The 17,557-nt window shown below is 37.8% G+C and carries 13 protein-coding genes; 5 read left to right on the plus strand and 8 right to left on the minus strand.

Annotation, left to right across the window (positions count from 1 at the left end; all coding sequences use genetic code 11):
* Positions 1-5: 5 nt before the first annotated feature.
* From C1E24_RS03680 to C1E24_RS03690, 3 genes are all read left to right on the plus strand, one after another.
* Positions 6-1,496, plus strand: coding sequence for a SpoIIE family protein phosphatase (locus C1E24_RS03680; RefSeq protein ID WP_138478830.1), 1,491 nt, complete (start codon positions 6-8; stop codon positions 1,494-1,496).
* Between the two features lie 28 nt (positions 1,497-1,524).
* Positions 1,525-2,970 (plus strand): sigma-54-dependent transcriptional regulator, encoded by a 1,446-nt coding sequence (locus C1E24_RS03685; protein WP_138478832.1) that lies wholly within the window; start codon positions 1,525-1,527, stop codon positions 2,968-2,970.
* Positions 2,971-3,102: 132 nt separating this feature from the next.
* Complete coding sequence (locus C1E24_RS03690; RefSeq protein WP_138478834.1) at positions 3,103-4,263, plus strand: GGDEF domain-containing protein; 1,161 nt, start codon at positions 3,103-3,105, stop codon at positions 4,261-4,263.
* Between the two features lie 85 nt (positions 4,264-4,348).
* Here C1E24_RS03690 and C1E24_RS03695 read toward each other — a convergent pair whose 3' ends face one another.
* From C1E24_RS03695 to C1E24_RS03720, 6 genes are all read right to left on the minus strand, one after another.
* Positions 4,349-4,597 carry an outer membrane protein assembly factor BamE gene (locus C1E24_RS03695; protein WP_138478836.1) on the minus strand — a complete coding sequence of 83 codons (249 nt, stop codon included), beginning with the start codon at positions 4,595-4,597 and terminating at the stop codon, positions 4,349-4,351.
* A gap of 15 nt (positions 4,598-4,612) precedes the next feature.
* Positions 4,613-5,455, minus strand: a complete 843-nt coding sequence (locus C1E24_RS03700; protein WP_138478838.1) for a CsiV family protein — start codon at positions 5,453-5,455, stop codon at positions 4,613-4,615.
* A complete protein-coding gene (mfd, locus tag C1E24_RS03705; protein WP_138478840.1) occupies positions 5,452-8,925 on the minus strand; it encodes a transcription-repair coupling factor in 3,474 nt (1,157 codons plus the stop codon). The genes C1E24_RS03700 and mfd overlap by 4 nt, the downstream gene beginning before the upstream one ends.
* A 59-nt stretch (positions 8,926-8,984) precedes the next feature.
* On the minus strand, positions 8,985-9,872 hold the full coding sequence (locus C1E24_RS03710) for a carbon-nitrogen hydrolase (protein ID WP_138478842.1): 888 nt from the start codon (positions 9,870-9,872) through the stop codon (positions 8,985-8,987).
* Position 9,873: 1 nt separating this feature from the next.
* On the minus strand, positions 9,874-10,917 hold the full coding sequence (locus C1E24_RS03715; protein WP_138478844.1) for an agmatine deiminase family protein: 1,044 nt from the start codon (positions 10,915-10,917) through the stop codon (positions 9,874-9,876).
* Between the two features lie 76 nt (positions 10,918-10,993).
* On the minus strand, positions 10,994-11,569 hold the full coding sequence (locus tag C1E24_RS03720) for a PilZ domain-containing protein (protein WP_138478846.1): 576 nt from the start codon (positions 11,567-11,569) through the stop codon (positions 10,994-10,996).
* Positions 11,570-11,735: 166 nt separating this feature from the next.
* Here C1E24_RS03720 and C1E24_RS03725 point away from each other — a divergent pair, with 166 nt between their 5' ends.
* Together C1E24_RS03725 and C1E24_RS03730 are read left to right on the plus strand one after the other, a co-directional pair.
* The gene (locus tag C1E24_RS03725) at positions 11,736-12,749 is read left to right on the plus strand and encodes a S66 family peptidase (protein ID WP_138478848.1); all 1,014 of its coding nucleotides are present in this window, start codon (positions 11,736-11,738) and stop codon (positions 12,747-12,749) included.
* Between the two features lie 255 nt (positions 12,750-13,004).
* Positions 13,005-14,051: a GGDEF domain-containing protein gene (locus C1E24_RS03730; RefSeq protein WP_138478850.1), complete on the plus strand. Its 1,047-nt coding sequence runs from the start codon at positions 13,005-13,007 to the stop codon at positions 14,049-14,051.
* Positions 14,052-14,338: 287 nt separating this feature from the next.
* Here C1E24_RS03730 and C1E24_RS03735 read toward each other — a convergent pair whose 3' ends face one another.
* Positions 14,339-15,661 (minus strand): Na+/H+ antiporter family protein, encoded by a 1,323-nt coding sequence (locus C1E24_RS03735; protein WP_138478852.1) that lies wholly within the window; start codon positions 15,659-15,661, stop codon positions 14,339-14,341.
* 11 nt (positions 15,662-15,672) lie between these two features.
* Positions 15,673-17,517 (minus strand): transglutaminaseTgpA domain-containing protein, encoded by a 1,845-nt coding sequence (locus tag C1E24_RS03740; RefSeq protein WP_171040753.1) that lies wholly within the window; start codon positions 17,515-17,517, stop codon positions 15,673-15,675.
* Between the last annotated feature and the right edge of the window lie 40 nt (positions 17,518-17,557).

Raw genomic sequence — 17,557 nt, forward strand, 5'->3', positions numbered from 1 at the left:
TAACTATGTCGACACTGTTTTATAGAAGGTTTAATCTAGTCTGGCCTGCAATTCAGTCAGTGAGAGAAATATTGCATCATTACCTTAAGCAGATGAAGGTATCTAAGGAAGACATTGATAATACAGGCCTTGTATTAACAGAGTATCTATCGAATTTAATTCGTCATTCAGAAGGTGAAGATGGCGTAATGACCCTAGTAATAGACAATATTAAAGGAGGCGTTGCCCTAACTATTATCGATAATACACAATTTTTTGCTGAATTTGCTCAAGACAAACAAAACGACAGAAGTGCAGTGATAAACGATGGGCAGTTAAAAGAAGGTGGTATGGGTTTGGCACTAATCAATCACTACTTCCCACAATATCAATACTATGAAGAGTCAGCGCAAAACCATTTCAGAATCACACTCACCAGCAATTCAGATAAAACCAAAGTCGTCATTATAGAGGACGAACTATCAACCCTAAAATTAATCGAGTGCTATCTAAAAGATGATTATGCCGTGTATGCATTCGATTGCGAATATAAAGCTCATTCATTTATATCAAAACATGACGTTGATTTATTGCTAATAGATTTGAATTTAAATCAGATGTTGGCAACTAAATTCATCGAACAGATAAACCGTTATCAACATTTAGCCAATCTCGGGATCATCGTTATGTCTATTGACGATGCGATTGATACGATCAAGCAAACAGTGTCTGTGGGTATAGACGACTATGTAATTAAGCCACTCAACAAAGAAGACATTCAACTTATTTGTGAACGTGTTTTAAGACGAAAAAAAGATACACTCAGATCAAAGGTTAAAAATGCATACAGCAATAATTTAATAGAGCTAGATTCGAATAAATCATTGTCAGTGTTTGGCAGTGCAACACACGAAAGAAGTGGAGATTTTGTTTTAAATTACAGTAACAAAGAAAAAGGTGAACACTTTGTATTTTTAGTTGATGTCATGGGTCATGGCGAAGCTGCCGCAAATACGGCGAGTGAATTAAAAGGCTTTATTTATGGGCTAGTAAAGAACTCAAATGATTTATCGAGCATGGTGAACGATTTGAACGACGCAGTAATTAACGGAATTTGTATTAATAAAGACAAAATATTCACTTTGCTGGGGTTTAAATTTGTCGACGACACGCTTGAATACATCAATATCGGTCAACCTAGTTTCTTACTCATTGATAAACAAAACGACACTGTAATGTCATTAGAGTCGAGCGAGCCTATCATAGGGTTAAACGCTTCATATCAATACAACTCAAAATCTTTGGTTTTACCCTCGTCAGCTTACATCATCGCTTTTACTGATGGTCTTCACGAGAATAGTGACAAGTTTAGTGCATCAGAAGAGTTTATTAAAAATAAGCTGAGTGAGATGAGCTTTCAAAGTACTGAATTTCAAACACAACTTTGGCAAAAATGCCTACCTGATTTAACAAAAGAGATTGACGATTCAACATTACTGGTTCTTAATAAAGTATAGGAAATGATTTTGCAATCAGGAGGTTGCTATGCCAGCGAGTATTTTAATTGTAGAAGATACAGAGTCTCTTGCATTACTGTATCAGTCTTACCTTATTCCTACAGGTCTAAAAACCTTTGTGGCCGGTACAGGGCAAGCTGCATTAGATTATTTAGATGCTAATCAACCTGATTTAATCATTTTAGATATCATGCTGCCAGATATGAGCGGCATGGACATCTTAGCGCAATTGCCTGATCAAAATCGTCCTGATGTTATTGTACTCACAGCCCATGCGAGTAAGGAGCTGGCTGTAGAAGCAATTCGTCACGGTGCTATCGATTTCCTAGAAAAGCCGATTGATGCTGAACGTTTTAGGATCACGGTAAACAATGGTTTAAAATTAAAAACACTCAGCAAAAAAGTTGAAGAGTATCAATCAACGTTTGAAAACGGTCGTTTTTGCCAGTTGATAGGCAAATCTTCTGTAATGCAAAGTGTTTATCAAATCATTTCTAATGCGGCGAACTCCAAAGCGACGGTTTTTATCACTGGTGAAAGTGGCACGGGTAAAGAGCTGTGTGCCAAAGCGGTGCACGAGTGTAGTGATCGAAAACAAGCTCCGTTTGTTGCACTAAACTGTGCAGCGATCCCCAAAGATTTAATAGAAAGTGAAATCTTTGGTCACGTCAAAGGTGCTTTTACGGGGGCGACATCAAATCGCGAAGGTGCAGCAGGTCAAGCAGACGGCGGTACGTTATTTCTAGATGAATTATGCGAAATGGACCTTGGTCTGCAGAGTAAGTTACTCCGCTTTATTCAAACCGGTACTTTCCAAAAAGTAGGCAGTGAAACTTTACAGTCAGTAAATGTTAGGTTTGTATGTGCAACAAATCGTGATCCTTGGTTAGAAGTGCAAGAAGGGCGTTTTAGAGAAGACTTATATTACCGCCTTTATGTTATTCCGATACAGCTTCCACCGTTAAGAGAGCGTGGTGAAGATGTTGTGCAAATAGCACAAGCTATGTTTGAACGTATTGCAAAAGAAGAAGGCAAATTTTTTGAAAAGTTAACTGAAAATGCGAAACAAAAACTGCTTAACTATGATTGGCCAGGTAACGTACGTCAGCTAGAAAACATGATCCGGAATACCTTAGTCATGAATCATAGTGAAGTCATTGACGCGCATATGTTTCCTGCTTTCCCAGTTACTAATAGCAACGTCCAACAAATTGCTCCTAACACTCAAGTTAATGCACAATCAACACCTAACCAATCATTTGATGCATTGCAAACAGACTCACTTGTTGCAGCACCAAATGAACCTGTTGTTGCAATGCAAAGCCATTTTGATATCAGACCGATGTGGATTGTGGAAAAAGAGTATATTGAACAAGCAATTGAAATTTGTGGTAACAATATCCCAAAAGCAGCGGCCATGTTAGAGCTTAGCCCTTCAACTATTTATCGAAAAATGAAAACTTGGGAGCAGTAGTGCCTTAACCATTACCTTCCGAGTTTAAGCTAAATTCTGCAATAAACTTGATCTAAATTAACAGTACTTTTTTTGCTCAGCCTAAAATCTAATCATAATAATGTTCATTACATAATGGGATGAGTTTTAGGCATGGTAAATTCAACAGATTCGATAAACATTAACAATGGAAACAAAAGGAAGTGGCAGTTAAATACGTTTTTGAAACTACTAGGGCTTGAACAGAACATATTATTAGACTTATTAAGTTCAAATAATCATTCGAACGACTTTACTCAAAAGCGCTCTATTTATATCAGAAAACGACTTTGGGTGATGTGTATTTTCTTCGCCATTTCGGTGCCTTTTTTTTCCATTTATGACTTTTATGCCTTCGAATATGCGCAAGCGACTACCATATTAATTAGTCGCCTTGTTTTGTCAGCCAGTCTACTCGCAATGGCTTATTTTATTAAAAAATGTTGTTCTGCCTTACTCATTAAAAAAGTAGTCGCACTGTCTTTTTTCCTACCTTCTTTGTTTTATTTAGCTTCAATGATGACCTTTGATAGTCTTAATGACGTGCCATTTATTTTCTCAATGCTACCTTTTTTGATTTTAGCTATGGTCGGATTATTTCCTCTAACGATTAGAGGAAGCCTTATTCTAATGGCTTTTATATTTTGTCCGTTTGCAATTGTACAAAGTCTTTTCTATCAAGGTGATGTTTGGTCACTGTTTAATAATACTTGGTTATTTGTACTGTTCGCCGGGATCAGTTTATGGCTGCAAATAGCTCAACTTTCAATGTTGATGCACCTCTATAGAGAGTCCACTGTGGATCCTTTAACGAAACTGATAAACAGACGTGTTTTATTACGTTCAATCGAACATTTAAAATCTGAAGCAAATAAGTTTTCTGTCATTATGTTCGATCTAGATAGATTTAAGCGTATAAACGATACATTTGGTCATATTGCTGGTGATAAGGTACTGAAGGAGGCTGCATCTGTATTATCAAATTCGGTAAGAAGTACTGATATAGTTTCGCGTTATGGCGGAGAAGAATTTTTAATAGTACTGCCACATAAGTCCAATGCACAGGCTTTAAAACTGGCAAACGAAATTGCTACCCGATTAAGAGAAACACCTATTGCAGTGAGTAAAGCGCAATCATTGTGTGTAACCTCAAGTATTGGCGTAACTGAATATCGTTCCGGCGAAACTACCGAGAATATTTTTAAACGTGTAGATGAACTCTTATACGATGCAAAAGAGCAGGGGAGAGATCGGGTTATATCTGATGCTGCGTAACCATTTGATTTTATAAATTCTGAGTGTTAACGAAAAAATCCCCACATTTGTGGGGATTTTGGTATGAGCTGTTAAGATATTTAAATTACTTTAAACCTTTGCTCGAGAATAATGTCACTTTATCTGACACAAGTGTGATTGTGATGTTTTTCTCTTCACCGCCCCAGACACAATTTGTGTGTAATGTTTTTTCTTCACACGAATCAGCTGACCCTATTATTGCTTCAACTTCAGCTTTGTCCATGCCGACTTTGATTTTGTCGTAGTTTTCTTTATTTACTTTTGAACAGCCAGCTAATGTAAGTAGTGCTGCAACTAGTAGTAGTTTTTTCATATTAACCCCTCGTGCTTAATGTTTATATTTTCTTATTTGAAATATTATCCCGAGTCTAGGGTGATCTAAGTAATGTATATCACCACTATAAACACGAGTATATTGAGACATTCTTGCTTGTTGTAATTCACCTTCGTTATCAATGAAATTGATATCTAGACCTGTAGTAACAAACAAATAATGTCTGACATGAATTTTCATTTGCCCTTCAACTTGCCATTTAAACTCATCGTTAATCGCTTGATGTTGTATAGGCTTATCTAAAAGGCTAATGTAACCATCATTACTGATGTTATTAATTGCTTTATAGCTGGTTGGTTTAGCAATTTTTTGCCCAGCTATGATTTCAATACTTGGCGCGCGTCGGCTACTCATTTCAGGAAAGCGCCAGCCAGTGTGTAGTATTGGATTCAACCCTTTACGTTTTAATTTATTCAAAACAGATTCAAATTGAAACTGTTCTTCAGCGAGCAAATACATCGAATCCATATGTTCTTGTGGCTCTGCAAAGGGTGTTAATGGCAAGGCCTGTATTTGTTCAAGATAATTTCTATCATCATCACATTGCCAAGAGCTGGATGTTGCCACGATTTGCTGGCTCAATTCTCTAGGATCAAATTGCTGTTCACCTGCCAAACATTGGATCTGACCTTGATTGTTTAACCCAGTTTCAATTATATCCAATGTTTTTCGTGCCTGGATCGGTTTACGCTCAAGTTTAAAATCTTCTCGTAATTCAGGCGTTGGTTTTTGCTCGAAAGCAATGAGTTCAATTTCAAACCAACGGGTTGCGTTTGCATTGGCTGCAAACGCAGTTAAAAACGTCAATGTTGTGAGCTTTAAAAGCTTATGCTTCATGCAGATGCCTTTTTATCAAAATCATTTATCATGGCACTAATTAATTTTAGTCTTTCTTGGCCATTTTTTTCTTCTATGTTGAAGCGTAACTTATTTGCACCTTCCATTCTATAGACTGACGGATTACTTTGTATCAAAGCAATGATGAACGTTGGGTTAACTTTTGTATCAGAACTGAACTCGAAGTAGCCGCCTTTGATGTTGGCTTCTATTTTACTCACACCAATTTTGTTCGCTTGAAGTTTAATTTGCTGTATAGCAAACAAGTTTTTAGTCGCATCTGGTAGCAGTCCAAAACGGTCAATAAGCTCAACTTTCATTTCGTCTATTTCATCGGCGCTTGCAATAGAAGCGATACGTTTATACATGCTCAGTCGAATATTCACATCTGGAATATAATCATCTGGTAGTAGCGCTGGAATTTTAAGATCTACTTCAGTTTGCTGTTGTAACAAGTTCTCAAGTGTTGGCTCTTTACCATCGCGTAGCGCTTGAACAGCATGTTCAAGCATCTCCATATATAAAGTGAAGCCAACAGACTGGATTTGACCACTTTGATCATCACCCAACAACTCACCGGCACCACGAATTTCTAAATCGTGTGTTGCCAGCGCAAAACCAGCGCCTAAGTCTTCAAGAGACTCTATAGCTTGTAAGCGCTTTACAGCATCTTTGCTGAGAGATTGGCTATTTCTAGTTAATAAGTAAGCATAAGCTTGATGGTGGCTTCGGCCAACACGTCCTCTTAATTGATGAAGTTGTGCCAAACCAAGTTTGTCAGCTCTATCCATGATAATGGTATTTGCAGACGCGATATCAATACCCGTTTCAATGATGGTCGTACACACCAGTACATTATGCTTTTGGTGATAAAAATCACTCATCAGGTTTTCTAATTCGCGCTCACGCATTTGGCCATGGGCAATGGCAACACTGGCTTCAGGCACAAGCTCTGAAATATCAAATGCGGTTTTTTCAATGGTTTCTACATTGTTATGTAAGAAGTAAACTTGCCCGCCACGTTTTATTTCACGCAAAATGGCTTCTCTTATTAGCTCATCATTTCGCTCTTCAACAAATGTTTTCACAGCTAGGCGTTTTGCAGGCGGTGTAGCGATAATAGATAAATCTCGCATGCCACTCATCGCCATATTGAGCGTTCTTGGAATTGGTGTGGCAGTCAGCGTTAAAATATCAACGTCAGCACGTAGCTGTTTAATTTTCTCTTTTTGACGCACACCAAAACGGTGCTCTTCGTCAACAATGAGTAAGCCTAAATCACTGAATTTAATATTGTCTTGGATAAGTTTATGAGTACCAATGACAATATCTATGGTGCCATTTTCTAACTTAGATAGGGTTTCTTTTTGCTCTTTTGTGCTGTTAAATCGTGATAAAACACCAACTTCAACGGGTAAATCTGCAAAACGGTCTTTGAAATTTTCAAAGTGTTGTTGAGCAAGAAGTGTGGTTGGTACCAGCACAGCAACTTGTTTGCCATCGTTTACCGCGGCAAATGCACCACGCATTGCCACTTCTGTTTTACCAAAACCGACATCACCACAGACTAATCGATCCATTGCTTGATTAGATTGCATATCTGCAAGCACAGCTTCTATGGCGTTACGTTGATCGTCAGTTTCTTCAAATGGGAAGCTATCTGCAAAATCACGATAACCCTGACCATCAAGCTTAAACTTGTATCCAGGTTTACTTTGGCGTTTTGCATAGATATCGAGTAATTCAGCGGCAACGTCTCTGACTTTTTCTGCGGCACGCCTTTTCGCCTTTTCCCATACATCTGAGCCTAGCTTATGAAGTGGTGCGGATGCTTCTTCACCACCTGAATAACGACTCAACATGTGTAAAGCAGAAACAGGTACATAAAGTTTTGCTTCGTTAGCATAGGTAATGGTCACAAACTCGGTTGCTACACCCGCTGCATCGATAGTTTGTAAACCTAGGTATCTACCCACACCGTGGTCTAAATGAACAATCGGTTGACCTTCTTTGAGCTCAGCTAAGTTACGAATTAAAGCGTCTTGGCCTTGTTCATATTTATGCTTGCGGCGGCGTCTTTGTGAGACTTTAATACCAAGCAACTCTTGCTCAGTAATAATGTTAAGTTTGGGTTTACCAGAGAGTGAAATACTTTGCTCGAGTGGACTTACAATAATACCGACGTCATTAGAGGTAGCGGTAAAATCGTTCAGATGTTCGAATTGCTTAAGTTTTAAATTTGTTGTTTTTAATAATGTAAGTAACGATTCCCGACGACCGTCAGATTCTACACTAAACAAAATGCGTGCTTTTTGCTTCTTTTGTTCAGCTATAAACTTCAAAATAGCATCGTAAGGCTCTGGTTTTTTATGGTCGATTCGTACGCCATCAATTAAAGCCGCATCTAAATTTGTATTGCCCGCTTTTGTTGGTAATTTGGCTTGAGTTAAATTTACTCGTGCGAATTGTTTAAACTGCTGATAAAGCGATTCCACAGGTAAGTAGAGCTTTTCTGGCGATAATAGCGGCCTTAAAGGGTCAACTCGTCGGTTTTCGTATCTTTTTTCAACATCATCCCAAAAACTCTTTGCAGCATGTTCTATGTCGGCAAGATGCATAATTGCTGCATCTTCTGGGAGATAATCAAAAATGGTTGAAAGCGACTCAAAGAATAGGGGTAAATAATACTCGATCCCAGCAGGCCAATTTGCCTTGCTAACCTGCATATAGATAGAGTCTTGCTCTGAGCTTGCGCCAAACTCTGCTCGATAAGCTATTCTGAATCTTTCAATATCTTCTGGGTTAGTTGGAAATTCATGGGCAGGTAATAGGTCAATTTCTTTGACTGTATCACTAGAGCGCTGTGTTTCAATATCGAATAAACGAATAGAATCTATTTCGTCGTCGAAAAAATCAATACGGTAGGGCGTTTTACTGCCCATTGGGTATAGATCTACAATAGAGCCTCTCACTGCAAATTCACCATGTTCCATGACTTGTTGAACATGTCGATAACCCGACTCTGTTAATGAGTCTTTTAGCTGCTGCGCATCAACCGTATCGCCACAATTAAACTTAAGTGCTTGACCATAAATAAAACTAGGTGGCGCTGTTCTAAGCATGAGGGTTGAAACTGGAATAATTAAAACAGTCTTACTTTGCTGTTTCAATGCATTAAGCGTTTCAAGGCGCTGTGAAATAATATCTTGGTGTGGCGAGAAGTGGTCATAAGGTAGTGTTTCCCAGTCAGGGAATGTCATCACCTTAAATTCTTGTAATAAATAGTCTAATTCTGTTTCAAGGCGCAAAGCAGAAGGGGTATCTGGGGTGACAATGACCGTCATCGATTTTTTATCAGCTATGTTTGCACTAATTGTGAGCGCTAAGCCACTGCCTGTTAACTGTCCCCAGCTAATTTTATCTTTGTTATTTTTTACCCAAGGCATAGATTGCCAATGCGCAGACGCCATGAAAGCTCCTATTTCTTATAATAATGCTGAGAATTAGAGGTAGTTAATACCACCTGTGTTTAATCTCTATAAATTTTTTGTAAGTCACCGTAATGGTCGATACGGCGGTCACGTAGATACGGCCAAATACGGCGAACAGATTCACTACGGGCCTGATCAATTTCTACCGTTAAGGTTTGTGCTTCTTGCTCATCAGCATGCAATAACATTTCACCTTGAGGACCAGTTACAAAGGAATTACCCCAAAATTGAATGCCTTCACTTTGACCGGATGTATCTGCTTCATGACCGACACGGTTTACTGAAATAACAGGCACTCCGTTTGCAACAGCGTGCGCACGTTGTGAGATGATCCATGCGTCGCGCTGACGAATTTGCTCATCTTTATCATCACGAGGATCCCAGCCAATCGCTGTAGGGTAAATTAATAACTCAGCGCCAGCCATTGCCATTAAACGAGCTGCTTCGGGGAACCATTGATCCCAACATACTAATACACCTAATTTACCAATCGACGTTTGAATAGGTTCAAAGCCCAAATCACCAGGTGTAAAGTAGAACTTTTCGTAAAAACCAGGATCATCAGGGATGTGCATTTTTCTGTATTTCCCAGCGATGCTGCCATCAGTGTCCAATACAACAGCAGTATTGTGATATAAACCCGTAGCACGCTTTTCAAATAGAGAAGTTACAATAACGACATTCAGCTCTTTTGCGAGCTCACCGTAAAGTTCAGTCGAAGGTCCTGGGATTGTTTCAGCTAAATCGAACAGTTCTGTATCTTCTGTTTGGCAAAAATAGAGACTTCTGTGAAGCTCTTGCAGCACAATAAGCTTCGCACCTTGCGCTGCGGCATTTTTAATTTCAGCGACTGTTTTATTCGTGTTTTCTGTAACGTCACTTGAGTTACTGTGTTGAACAATGCCCACTTTTAATTTGTTAGACATGTTAAATCCTCTTTAAAAAGCCTTTCGGCAATTGCATGGTAATACAGTGTAAGCTGCCGAATTGATGAATGATAGGAACACAATCAATCCCAATCACAGTATGCTCTGGATAAGCTAGCTGAATTTGTTTAAGCGCAAGCGCATCTTTTTCATCGTTATAAACCGGCACGAGCACCGTTTTGTTCATGATAAAATAGTTCGCGTAGGTTGCTGGTAGGCGGTTGCCTTCATCATCAAAGATCGCTTTTGGCCAAGGTAGCTCAATTAGTTTATAAGCGTCACCTGAAGGTGTTCGAAATGAGCGCAATTGTTCGGCCATTTTAGATAAAGCAGCATAATGTTCATCATTTTCATCATCGCAGCCAACATAAACTAAGGTATTATTTGGTGCAAATCTCACTAGGGTATCTATGTGGCTGTCGGTGTCATCACCTGCTAAATAACCGTGATCGACCCATAAAAAGTCTTTTGCACCTAGCTTGTCTTTTAAGATTTCTTCAACGCCATCTTTTGACAATTCTGGGTTACGGTTATCATTTAACAAGCACTCGGTGGTTGTTAATAATGTACCTGATTCATTAATTTCAATTCCACCACCTTCGAGTACCATGTCGACGACATCATAATCATTCTCAGATGCGGCAAGTTCATCAACAAGTATTTTATTGATTTTATTATCTAGATCTGCAGCAAATTTATTGCCCCAGCCTGTAAAGGTAAAGTCTTTAATTGATAACTTTCCCTCGGTATTTTGGGTCGTGATAGGGCCGTGATCTCGAGCCCAGGTATCATTACACGGGTTAACTACAAAATGAACTTTTGTGAGGTCAACTTCATGGTTTTTTAGTAAGTTTGAAATGTGAGCTTTAAGCGATACATTGTGGGCAACAATCACCACATCTTCTACTTGTGATATTTGCTGGCATAAAGCGACGTATACAGGCTCAACTTTGTCTAAAATATCAGACCAATCAGTGTCTAAATGAGGCCAAGTTAGCATAACTGCATCTTGCTCGGCCCACTCTGGTAAAAGTTTAAATTGCATTAGCGATTGAGATAAAAGAAATATAATTCTCTATTTTATCATTTACACTCGAACTGTCAGTATTTTTGTCTGCTCGTTACTTATTTTGCTTTTTTTTTAGTTGTCGTGTTTGTGCATGTAGACTTGCTCTGACCATTAACTCTTGATCGTCGTCTCTAATTTGTACAAAAGCCAAAGTATGCTGATATTGATTTTCACCTAAATATTCAACGTCAATGACTTGTGTATAACAATAAATCGCACTGGCTTCATGATTTAAAAAAATCTTGGTTCTTAAGTTTTGACCTACTGCAAAGGGTGAAGCACACGTCACTTTAAGACCACCACCACCATAACTATCACAATATTGATTGGTGTCGTCGGGTTGTTCTGTTGCGAGAATATGACTCATTATAAGGTCAATTTTTCGAGACTGTGCTTTTAAGTATTCAGCAAGCTCAGAGGCAACATCACCTAAGTTTCTCAGTGGCCTTAAAGCATTTACGTCTAATTCATTGACCTCGTTTGCCAACCTAAAAAGAGGTGGGATGGATAGCTCAAGCGCTTGTTTAGTTTGTGGTACTTCACTTTCTTCTACAGCAAACAGATTGACTTGATTTGCTTCTTCTACTTGAAAATAGGCACTAAATTCTTCTTTTAAGTTGCTGCTCATTGGGTTACGGCTTAATTAAATTTAAAGTATCTTAACCTTGTTTATTATTAATCTCTAGTTTTGTTGTTTCTGGTGAGCTTTATATGATATATATTGGAACACATCATACTGAATAAGTAGCAAATTAATTAAGTGCTATAAATGCTGTAGTTAAACAAGGAAATCAATGAAGATCCCAACTAAATTAAAAAAAGGGTGTAAAGTTGCAGTTTGCACCTTTTCATCACCAGTACCTCTGAGTTTAGAAAAGCGTTTTCAAGAATGTATCAAAACTTTAAAGTCATTTGGTCTTGACGTTTATGTTGATGAAAATGTCTTATCTGATGAGGCTATTTCAAAGCAGTGCATTGCAAATTCATTAAATAAATATCTATGTGACGATAAGTATGATGCGGTTATTCCACCATGGGGCGGAGATTTTGCCATTGAAGTTTTGCCTTTGCTTGATTGGGATAGGATTGCAAAATCAAAGCCAAAATGGATTTTTGGTTTTTCTGATATTAGTACTTTGACATCAACGATAACGAGCCGAGTGGGTTGGCACACCGTTCATAGTGCTAACTTAATGCAGCTTGCAGGAAATGAAAACAGTGATTATGTTAAATCACTGTTTGATTTACTTTTTAATGCAGAAGAGGGTTATTCGTTTGAGCAAAAGTCTTCTTCTTTTCATGAATTTGATTATCCCGATTATAAAAGTAAGCCGTTGTCATCTTATTCTTTAGACACAATGAGTGAATTAATCATCATTAATAATCATGAAGAAAAGTCCATAAAAGGTTCATTAATTGGTGGATGTATTGACACACTCCAGCTTACGATGGGATCAGAGTTTTTGTCACTTGAAAGTAAGGGGAATTCAAAAGACATCATACTTTATCTGGAAAATGCAGAGTTAAGTACAACACAATATAAGCGTGCACTTTTGAGTCTAAAAATTAAAGGTTTCTTTTCGAAGTGTCATTGTATTTTAATTGGCAGAAATAAATTCGAGTATTCGAATGATTTACTTGGAAATGAAGAAATCATTTTGAATGAAGTGTTTGCTGATCTAAACATTCCTGTTTTCGGAAACCTAGATATTGGCCACGTTTCTCCTAATTTCACACTCGTGAATGGCGCTACAGCGCAGGTGAATTTTGCAAAAAATAAAATAATATTAAATCAAGAGTTGATATAAAATTATTATTATTCAACGATTTGGATTTTACCTTTTATAGGGATGTATAACGAAATTCCTTTTAACTAGTTAAAAGTATTAGTTTTTTATTCATCCCCTAATATCTTTATCCCTTTCTCTTATAATCCCCTAAATTTAAATTGATATCATTTTGGATTTCCATTAATTTAGCACTTAAGGGTTAGTTTTTTCTTGCCATTGTATAAAAATAAAGCGCATCACTGATTGTGAATGCCAATATGAGTTATCTCAACTATGGATTTTAATACCTCGTTATCTCATTCTGCCCAGTGTCTTAAGCAAGCAATACCGCTCCTGGTCAAATATAAAATACCGGTAACACCGATAAATTATGCTATTTGGTATTGTTATGTTCTAGGTAGCAATTTAGCTTTGAATATTGAGCTTGATAATATTCTCGCAGAACATGGTACTTGCCCAGCTTCATCAGCTAGATATTTATTTGACAAATACTTGTCTGACAAAGACTTAGCTCTTTTTCATCAGATCTCCGATAATTTTCAAGGTACACTTGAGTCTGTACAAATTGACATAGACTCAACACTTGCGAGTTCTCAAAGCTTTAATTCTGTTTTGTTGCAGTGTAAATCAGATCTCAGCGCGCTTGATAAGAATGATATATCTAGTTTTGATAATGTATTGAGCTATGTTGATAAACTGACTGAAGAGTCTGTTGTTATGCAGCAAACGGCTTTTTCTTTTCAAAAAAAATTGCAAGCTGCATACAGTGAAATTACAGAGTTAAAACAAGCCCTTGTAAGTACACAGGAAGCAGCAGTAACAGATCAGCTTACAGGTTTACTTAACCGAGGTAAGTTCGACGATGATATTGTAGTACATATCAATCAGTTTATTAGCAGCAACCCAATTTCTAAAACACTTGTCTTTTTAGATATTGACCACTTTAAACAATTTAATGACGATTTTGGTCATCAAAAAGGGGATGATGTACTCAAAGTTGTTGCTAATAAGCTTTCGAGGCATTGTTTAAATAAAGCTAATGCTTATAGATATGGTGGTGAAGAGTTCTGTATTTTGGCAGACTTCAAGAGTGTTAGCGAGGCATTAAATTTCTGTCAGGCTATTCGTCAAGATATTGAAAAACTCTCAGTTAAAGGAAAGAGAACCGGTAAAGCAATACGCAATATTACAGCGAGCTTTGGTATTGCGTTTTATAAACAAAAACAAAGTTTAGAGGACTTTATTTCTTGTGCGGATAAGGCTTTATATCTAGCAAAAGCCCATGGTCGTAATAGAGTAGAAATAGCGCCAGCAATTTAATCAGGTTTTATCGAATCTATTAGACGCTATAATGTGGTTTTATTTTACATAGGGATGATTACAATGATCTTGTTTTCACACTTATCCCTCATGTTTACCCATGATGTGTTTTAGGCCGCGTTTAGCGGCCTTTTTTTATCCTTCTTGAAATTATTACTTATAAAGCAGTACTTGTTTTATATTAATTTTTCCTTGCTTAATCCTGTCGATTTAATTCACACCATTTATAAAAAAGTCGCATCAGAAGTAAGTGCGGCTTATCACGTTTTTCATTACTATGCTTTGCTTTAAAGCACCATGGCTGCAATCCAACCAAATATGAGCAATGGAATATTAAAGTGGATAAATGTTGGGATCACTGAGTCTTTAATATGATCGTGTTGACCGTCAGCATTGAGCCCTGATGTAGGGCCTAGAGTTGAATCTGAAGCTGGAGAGCCCGCGTCGCCTAAAGCACCGGCGGTGCCAACCAGTGCAGCAGTTGCCATTGGAGAAAAACCAATAGTCAGGCAAAGTGGCACAAATAAAGTGGCGATAATTGGCACTGTAGAAAATGAACTACCTATGCCCATTGTGATCAATAAACCCACTAGCAAAATCATTGCAGCTGCTAAAGGCTTATTACCTGAGACAATATCAGCAGTAGTGTTAACCAAGCTAGCTACATCACCTGTTGCTTTCATCACTGACGCGAAGCCTTGAGCTGAAATCATGATAAAGCCAATCATGGCCATCATAGCAACACCTTGGCTAAAGACATCAGAGCTTTGCTCCCACTTTACAATGCCGAATATGCTAAAAATCATCACACCAACAAGGCCACCTAATATCATTGAGCCGCTGACATTTTGTGCCAGTAATGAGCATACAACGGCAATACCGCCAATGATCATTACCTTTTTAGGATTGTCGACATTTATCTTAGTCGATGATTTTTCTGATTCTTTGTCTGAGTAGTGTCTGTCCTTTCTATAACTAAAAAACACTGCGATGATCAGGCCGAGAAGCATACCTAGCGCTGGAATAATCATGGCTTCAGGTACATCGGTATTCACTATTTCTAAGCCGTTTTCAGCTAAGTTTTTATGCAAAATAGAATAAAGGTAAATACCGCCAAAGCCATAAGGGAGAACCATATAAGAAGTCGCAAGTCCAAATGTTAAAATACAAGCAATAGCACGTCTATCAAGCTGTAGCTTATTAAAGACCACCAACAATGGCGGGATCAAAATAGGTATAAATGCGATATGTACGGGGACCAAATTTTGTGACGCAATCGCGCATGCCAAAATGATGGTCATGATCAGCATGCTTAATGTTTGCAAATGTTTAGAGTGTGCTTTGTCGACTTTTGACAGTAATTTATCTGCAAGAATGAGCGTTAAGCCAGATTTTGATATGGCTACTGCAAATGCACCGAGCATAGCGTAACTTAAAGCGATTTCTGCACCACCAGATAAACCACTGTTAAATGCTTGTAATGTATCTCCTAAACCGAGACCTGAAATCAGACCTGCAGAAAGCGCACTGATTGTCATTGCAACAATCACGTTCACTCTGGCCAAAGACAGGCCTAACATGAGTAAAACCCCAATTAATACTGAATTCATACTAATCTCTTTTATTGTTTTTTAATTTGTTTTGTTAATGCTAAATAATGTTTCTTCAATTCTTCTAATTCATTTTTATTTCCGTATCGGACTTTTTCGAACTCACATAAGAAATTATTAAGTTCTGCTTCTAACTTTGGATATTTTGATTGAATAGTCAAAATGATTTGTCCAGGTGTTTTAGTATTATCAAATTCTCCAAAAGCGCTAACTTGTAATTTGCGTAACAGTTTAACAGGTAAGGGGATTGGTTGACGCGATCCGCGCTGTAATACCCAATAAACACATGCGAATAACAGACTAAGACCTATTATCACGGCGATACCTGAAAGTATTTTAGCTTTTTCACCAAATATGCTCTTTAGAAAACTACTTTGCTTTTGGTCATCAAAATTTAATACCCAACGTGTCCATTGATAATCAAATGCTTCTAGTTGCAAGCGTAGCCAGTTAACCAATGCGACATCAGAAAATCCCATTAGTGTCATACCTATATTACTTTTTAACTCTTCAGACAATTGGCTATGCTGTGACAAAGAACCGTTTAGACGTTCAGGCGATACCCATGCTGTTGGATCTAATTCAAGCCAACCTTGATTAGGCACGTAGTATTCAAGCCAAGCATGCGCATCGTATTGATAAATGCTGAAGTAGTTATTTTCTGGATTTAGTTCACCACCTAAGTAGCCCGACACTAACCTTGCTGGGATCCCAACGCTTCGCATCATCATGGCCACTGTAGAAGCATAATGCCCACAAAACCCCGCTTTGCTATTAAAGAAAAACTCATCAATTTTGTCATTAGACTGACTGATAGGTGGATTTAGCGTATAAATAAAGCCTTGAGCTAAAATATAATCCCTCAATAAAGCAATAAATTCTGCAGTATCATTACTTTGTTTATCAATCTGCTCAGCCAGTGCTTTTGCTTGTGGATTTAAATCACTTGGTAATTGAATATTTTGTCTGTATTGCCAACGGGTAATACTGGAGTCTTGAGTGTCAACGACATTATAAACTTTGTATTCAAATGCTGAACTGACAGGGCGCTTTCTATAAGGCAGACCGAAGACATTAGTAGCGACTAAGTCTTGCTCTGTTGTCATTTTTTCAAGTGTATAAAGCCATTTTAAATGGCTGGGCTCTGCAATAATGGTGTAGCTATGCGAACTATCACTGGCTTGATAATTCGCCGAAACACTTTGTAATGACGACATATTCCAACGTGTACCATCAAATTCATCATGTATAAGCGCACGCCAATAAAATGGGCCTTCCACATTTCGCTCTTTTGGGAAAATAGATCGGAAAACTAACTCATTTGATTCGGATAGTTTTGAAATTTCAAACGGATCAACATTTTCTGATAGGCCAGTTTTGGCGGAGTTAGGTCCAGGGAGTTGCCAAAATGCTGGTAGTTTTGGAATAAAAAGAACCAATAACACACTGATTGGGATTGTTAAAGCTAGTTTACTGAATGCGTTTTTAATGGCTTCTCTTGGTGAAAATTCATATTGATGGATCAGCATTAAAGCTAAATTTACTCCAATCAATATAAACACTAGCAATGCTGAAAAGAAGTTTTGCGAAAAAATAAATAAGCAGGGAATTGTGAAAAAGTTAAGTACAAACACTTGCATGGTTTGTCTGTCACTTTGCGCTTGATAGATCTTGAGTAATGATGCAAGTAGCATCATAGCAACAAAGAATGCGACTGAGTTTTTTACACCAACAAACCCCATTAACAGTGCAATACCCGCCAAAGCACTGCCATTGATTATACTGCTAGTTATGGTCTTTTTATAGATTATTCTGTTTAATTCGTAAGCTATAAATAAGCCCGTAATATATGACACAATTACGAAACCAAGATCACTGGACATTATCCAAGCAAGT

Origin of the sequence: Pseudoalteromonas phenolica, assembly GCF_005876835.1 — a bacterium.
Classification (GTDB): Bacteria; Pseudomonadota; Gammaproteobacteria; order Enterobacterales; family Alteromonadaceae; genus Pseudoalteromonas; species Pseudoalteromonas phenolica_B.

Excerpts from the sequence above, each read along its gene's own strand:
- C1E24_RS03680 (WP_138478830.1), top strand. The coding sequence starts at position 6 with ATGTCGACACTGTTTTATAGAAGGTTTAATCTAGTCTGGCCTGCAATT.
- C1E24_RS03685 (WP_138478832.1), top strand. The coding sequence starts at position 1,525 with ATGCCAGCGAGTATTTTAATTGTAGAAGATACAGAGTCTCTTGCATTA.
- C1E24_RS03690 (WP_138478834.1), top strand. The coding sequence starts at position 3,103 with ATGGTAAATTCAACAGATTCGATAAACATTAACAATGGAAACAAAAGG.
- C1E24_RS03695 (WP_138478836.1), bottom strand. The coding sequence starts at position 4,597 with ATGAAAAAACTACTACTAGTTGCAGCACTACTTACATTAGCTGGCTGT.
- C1E24_RS03700 (WP_138478838.1), bottom strand. The coding sequence starts at position 5,455 with ATGAAGCATAAGCTTTTAAAGCTCACAACATTGACGTTTTTAACTGCG.
- mfd (WP_138478840.1), bottom strand. The coding sequence starts at position 8,925 with ATGGCGTCTGCGCATTGGCAATCTATGCCTTGGGTAAAAAATAACAAA.
- C1E24_RS03710 (WP_138478842.1), bottom strand. The coding sequence starts at position 9,872 with ATGTCTAACAAATTAAAAGTGGGCATTGTTCAACACAGTAACTCAAGT.
- C1E24_RS03715 (WP_138478844.1), bottom strand. The coding sequence starts at position 10,917 with ATGCAATTTAAACTTTTACCAGAGTGGGCCGAGCAAGATGCAGTTATG.
- C1E24_RS03720 (WP_138478846.1), bottom strand. The coding sequence starts at position 11,569 with ATGAGCAGCAACTTAAAAGAAGAATTTAGTGCCTATTTTCAAGTAGAA.
- C1E24_RS03725 (WP_138478848.1), top strand. The coding sequence starts at position 11,736 with ATGAAGATCCCAACTAAATTAAAAAAAGGGTGTAAAGTTGCAGTTTGC.
- C1E24_RS03730 (WP_138478850.1), top strand. The coding sequence starts at position 13,005 with ATGGATTTTAATACCTCGTTATCTCATTCTGCCCAGTGTCTTAAGCAA.
- C1E24_RS03735 (WP_138478852.1), bottom strand. The coding sequence starts at position 15,661 with ATGAATTCAGTATTAATTGGGGTTTTACTCATGTTAGGCCTGTCTTTG.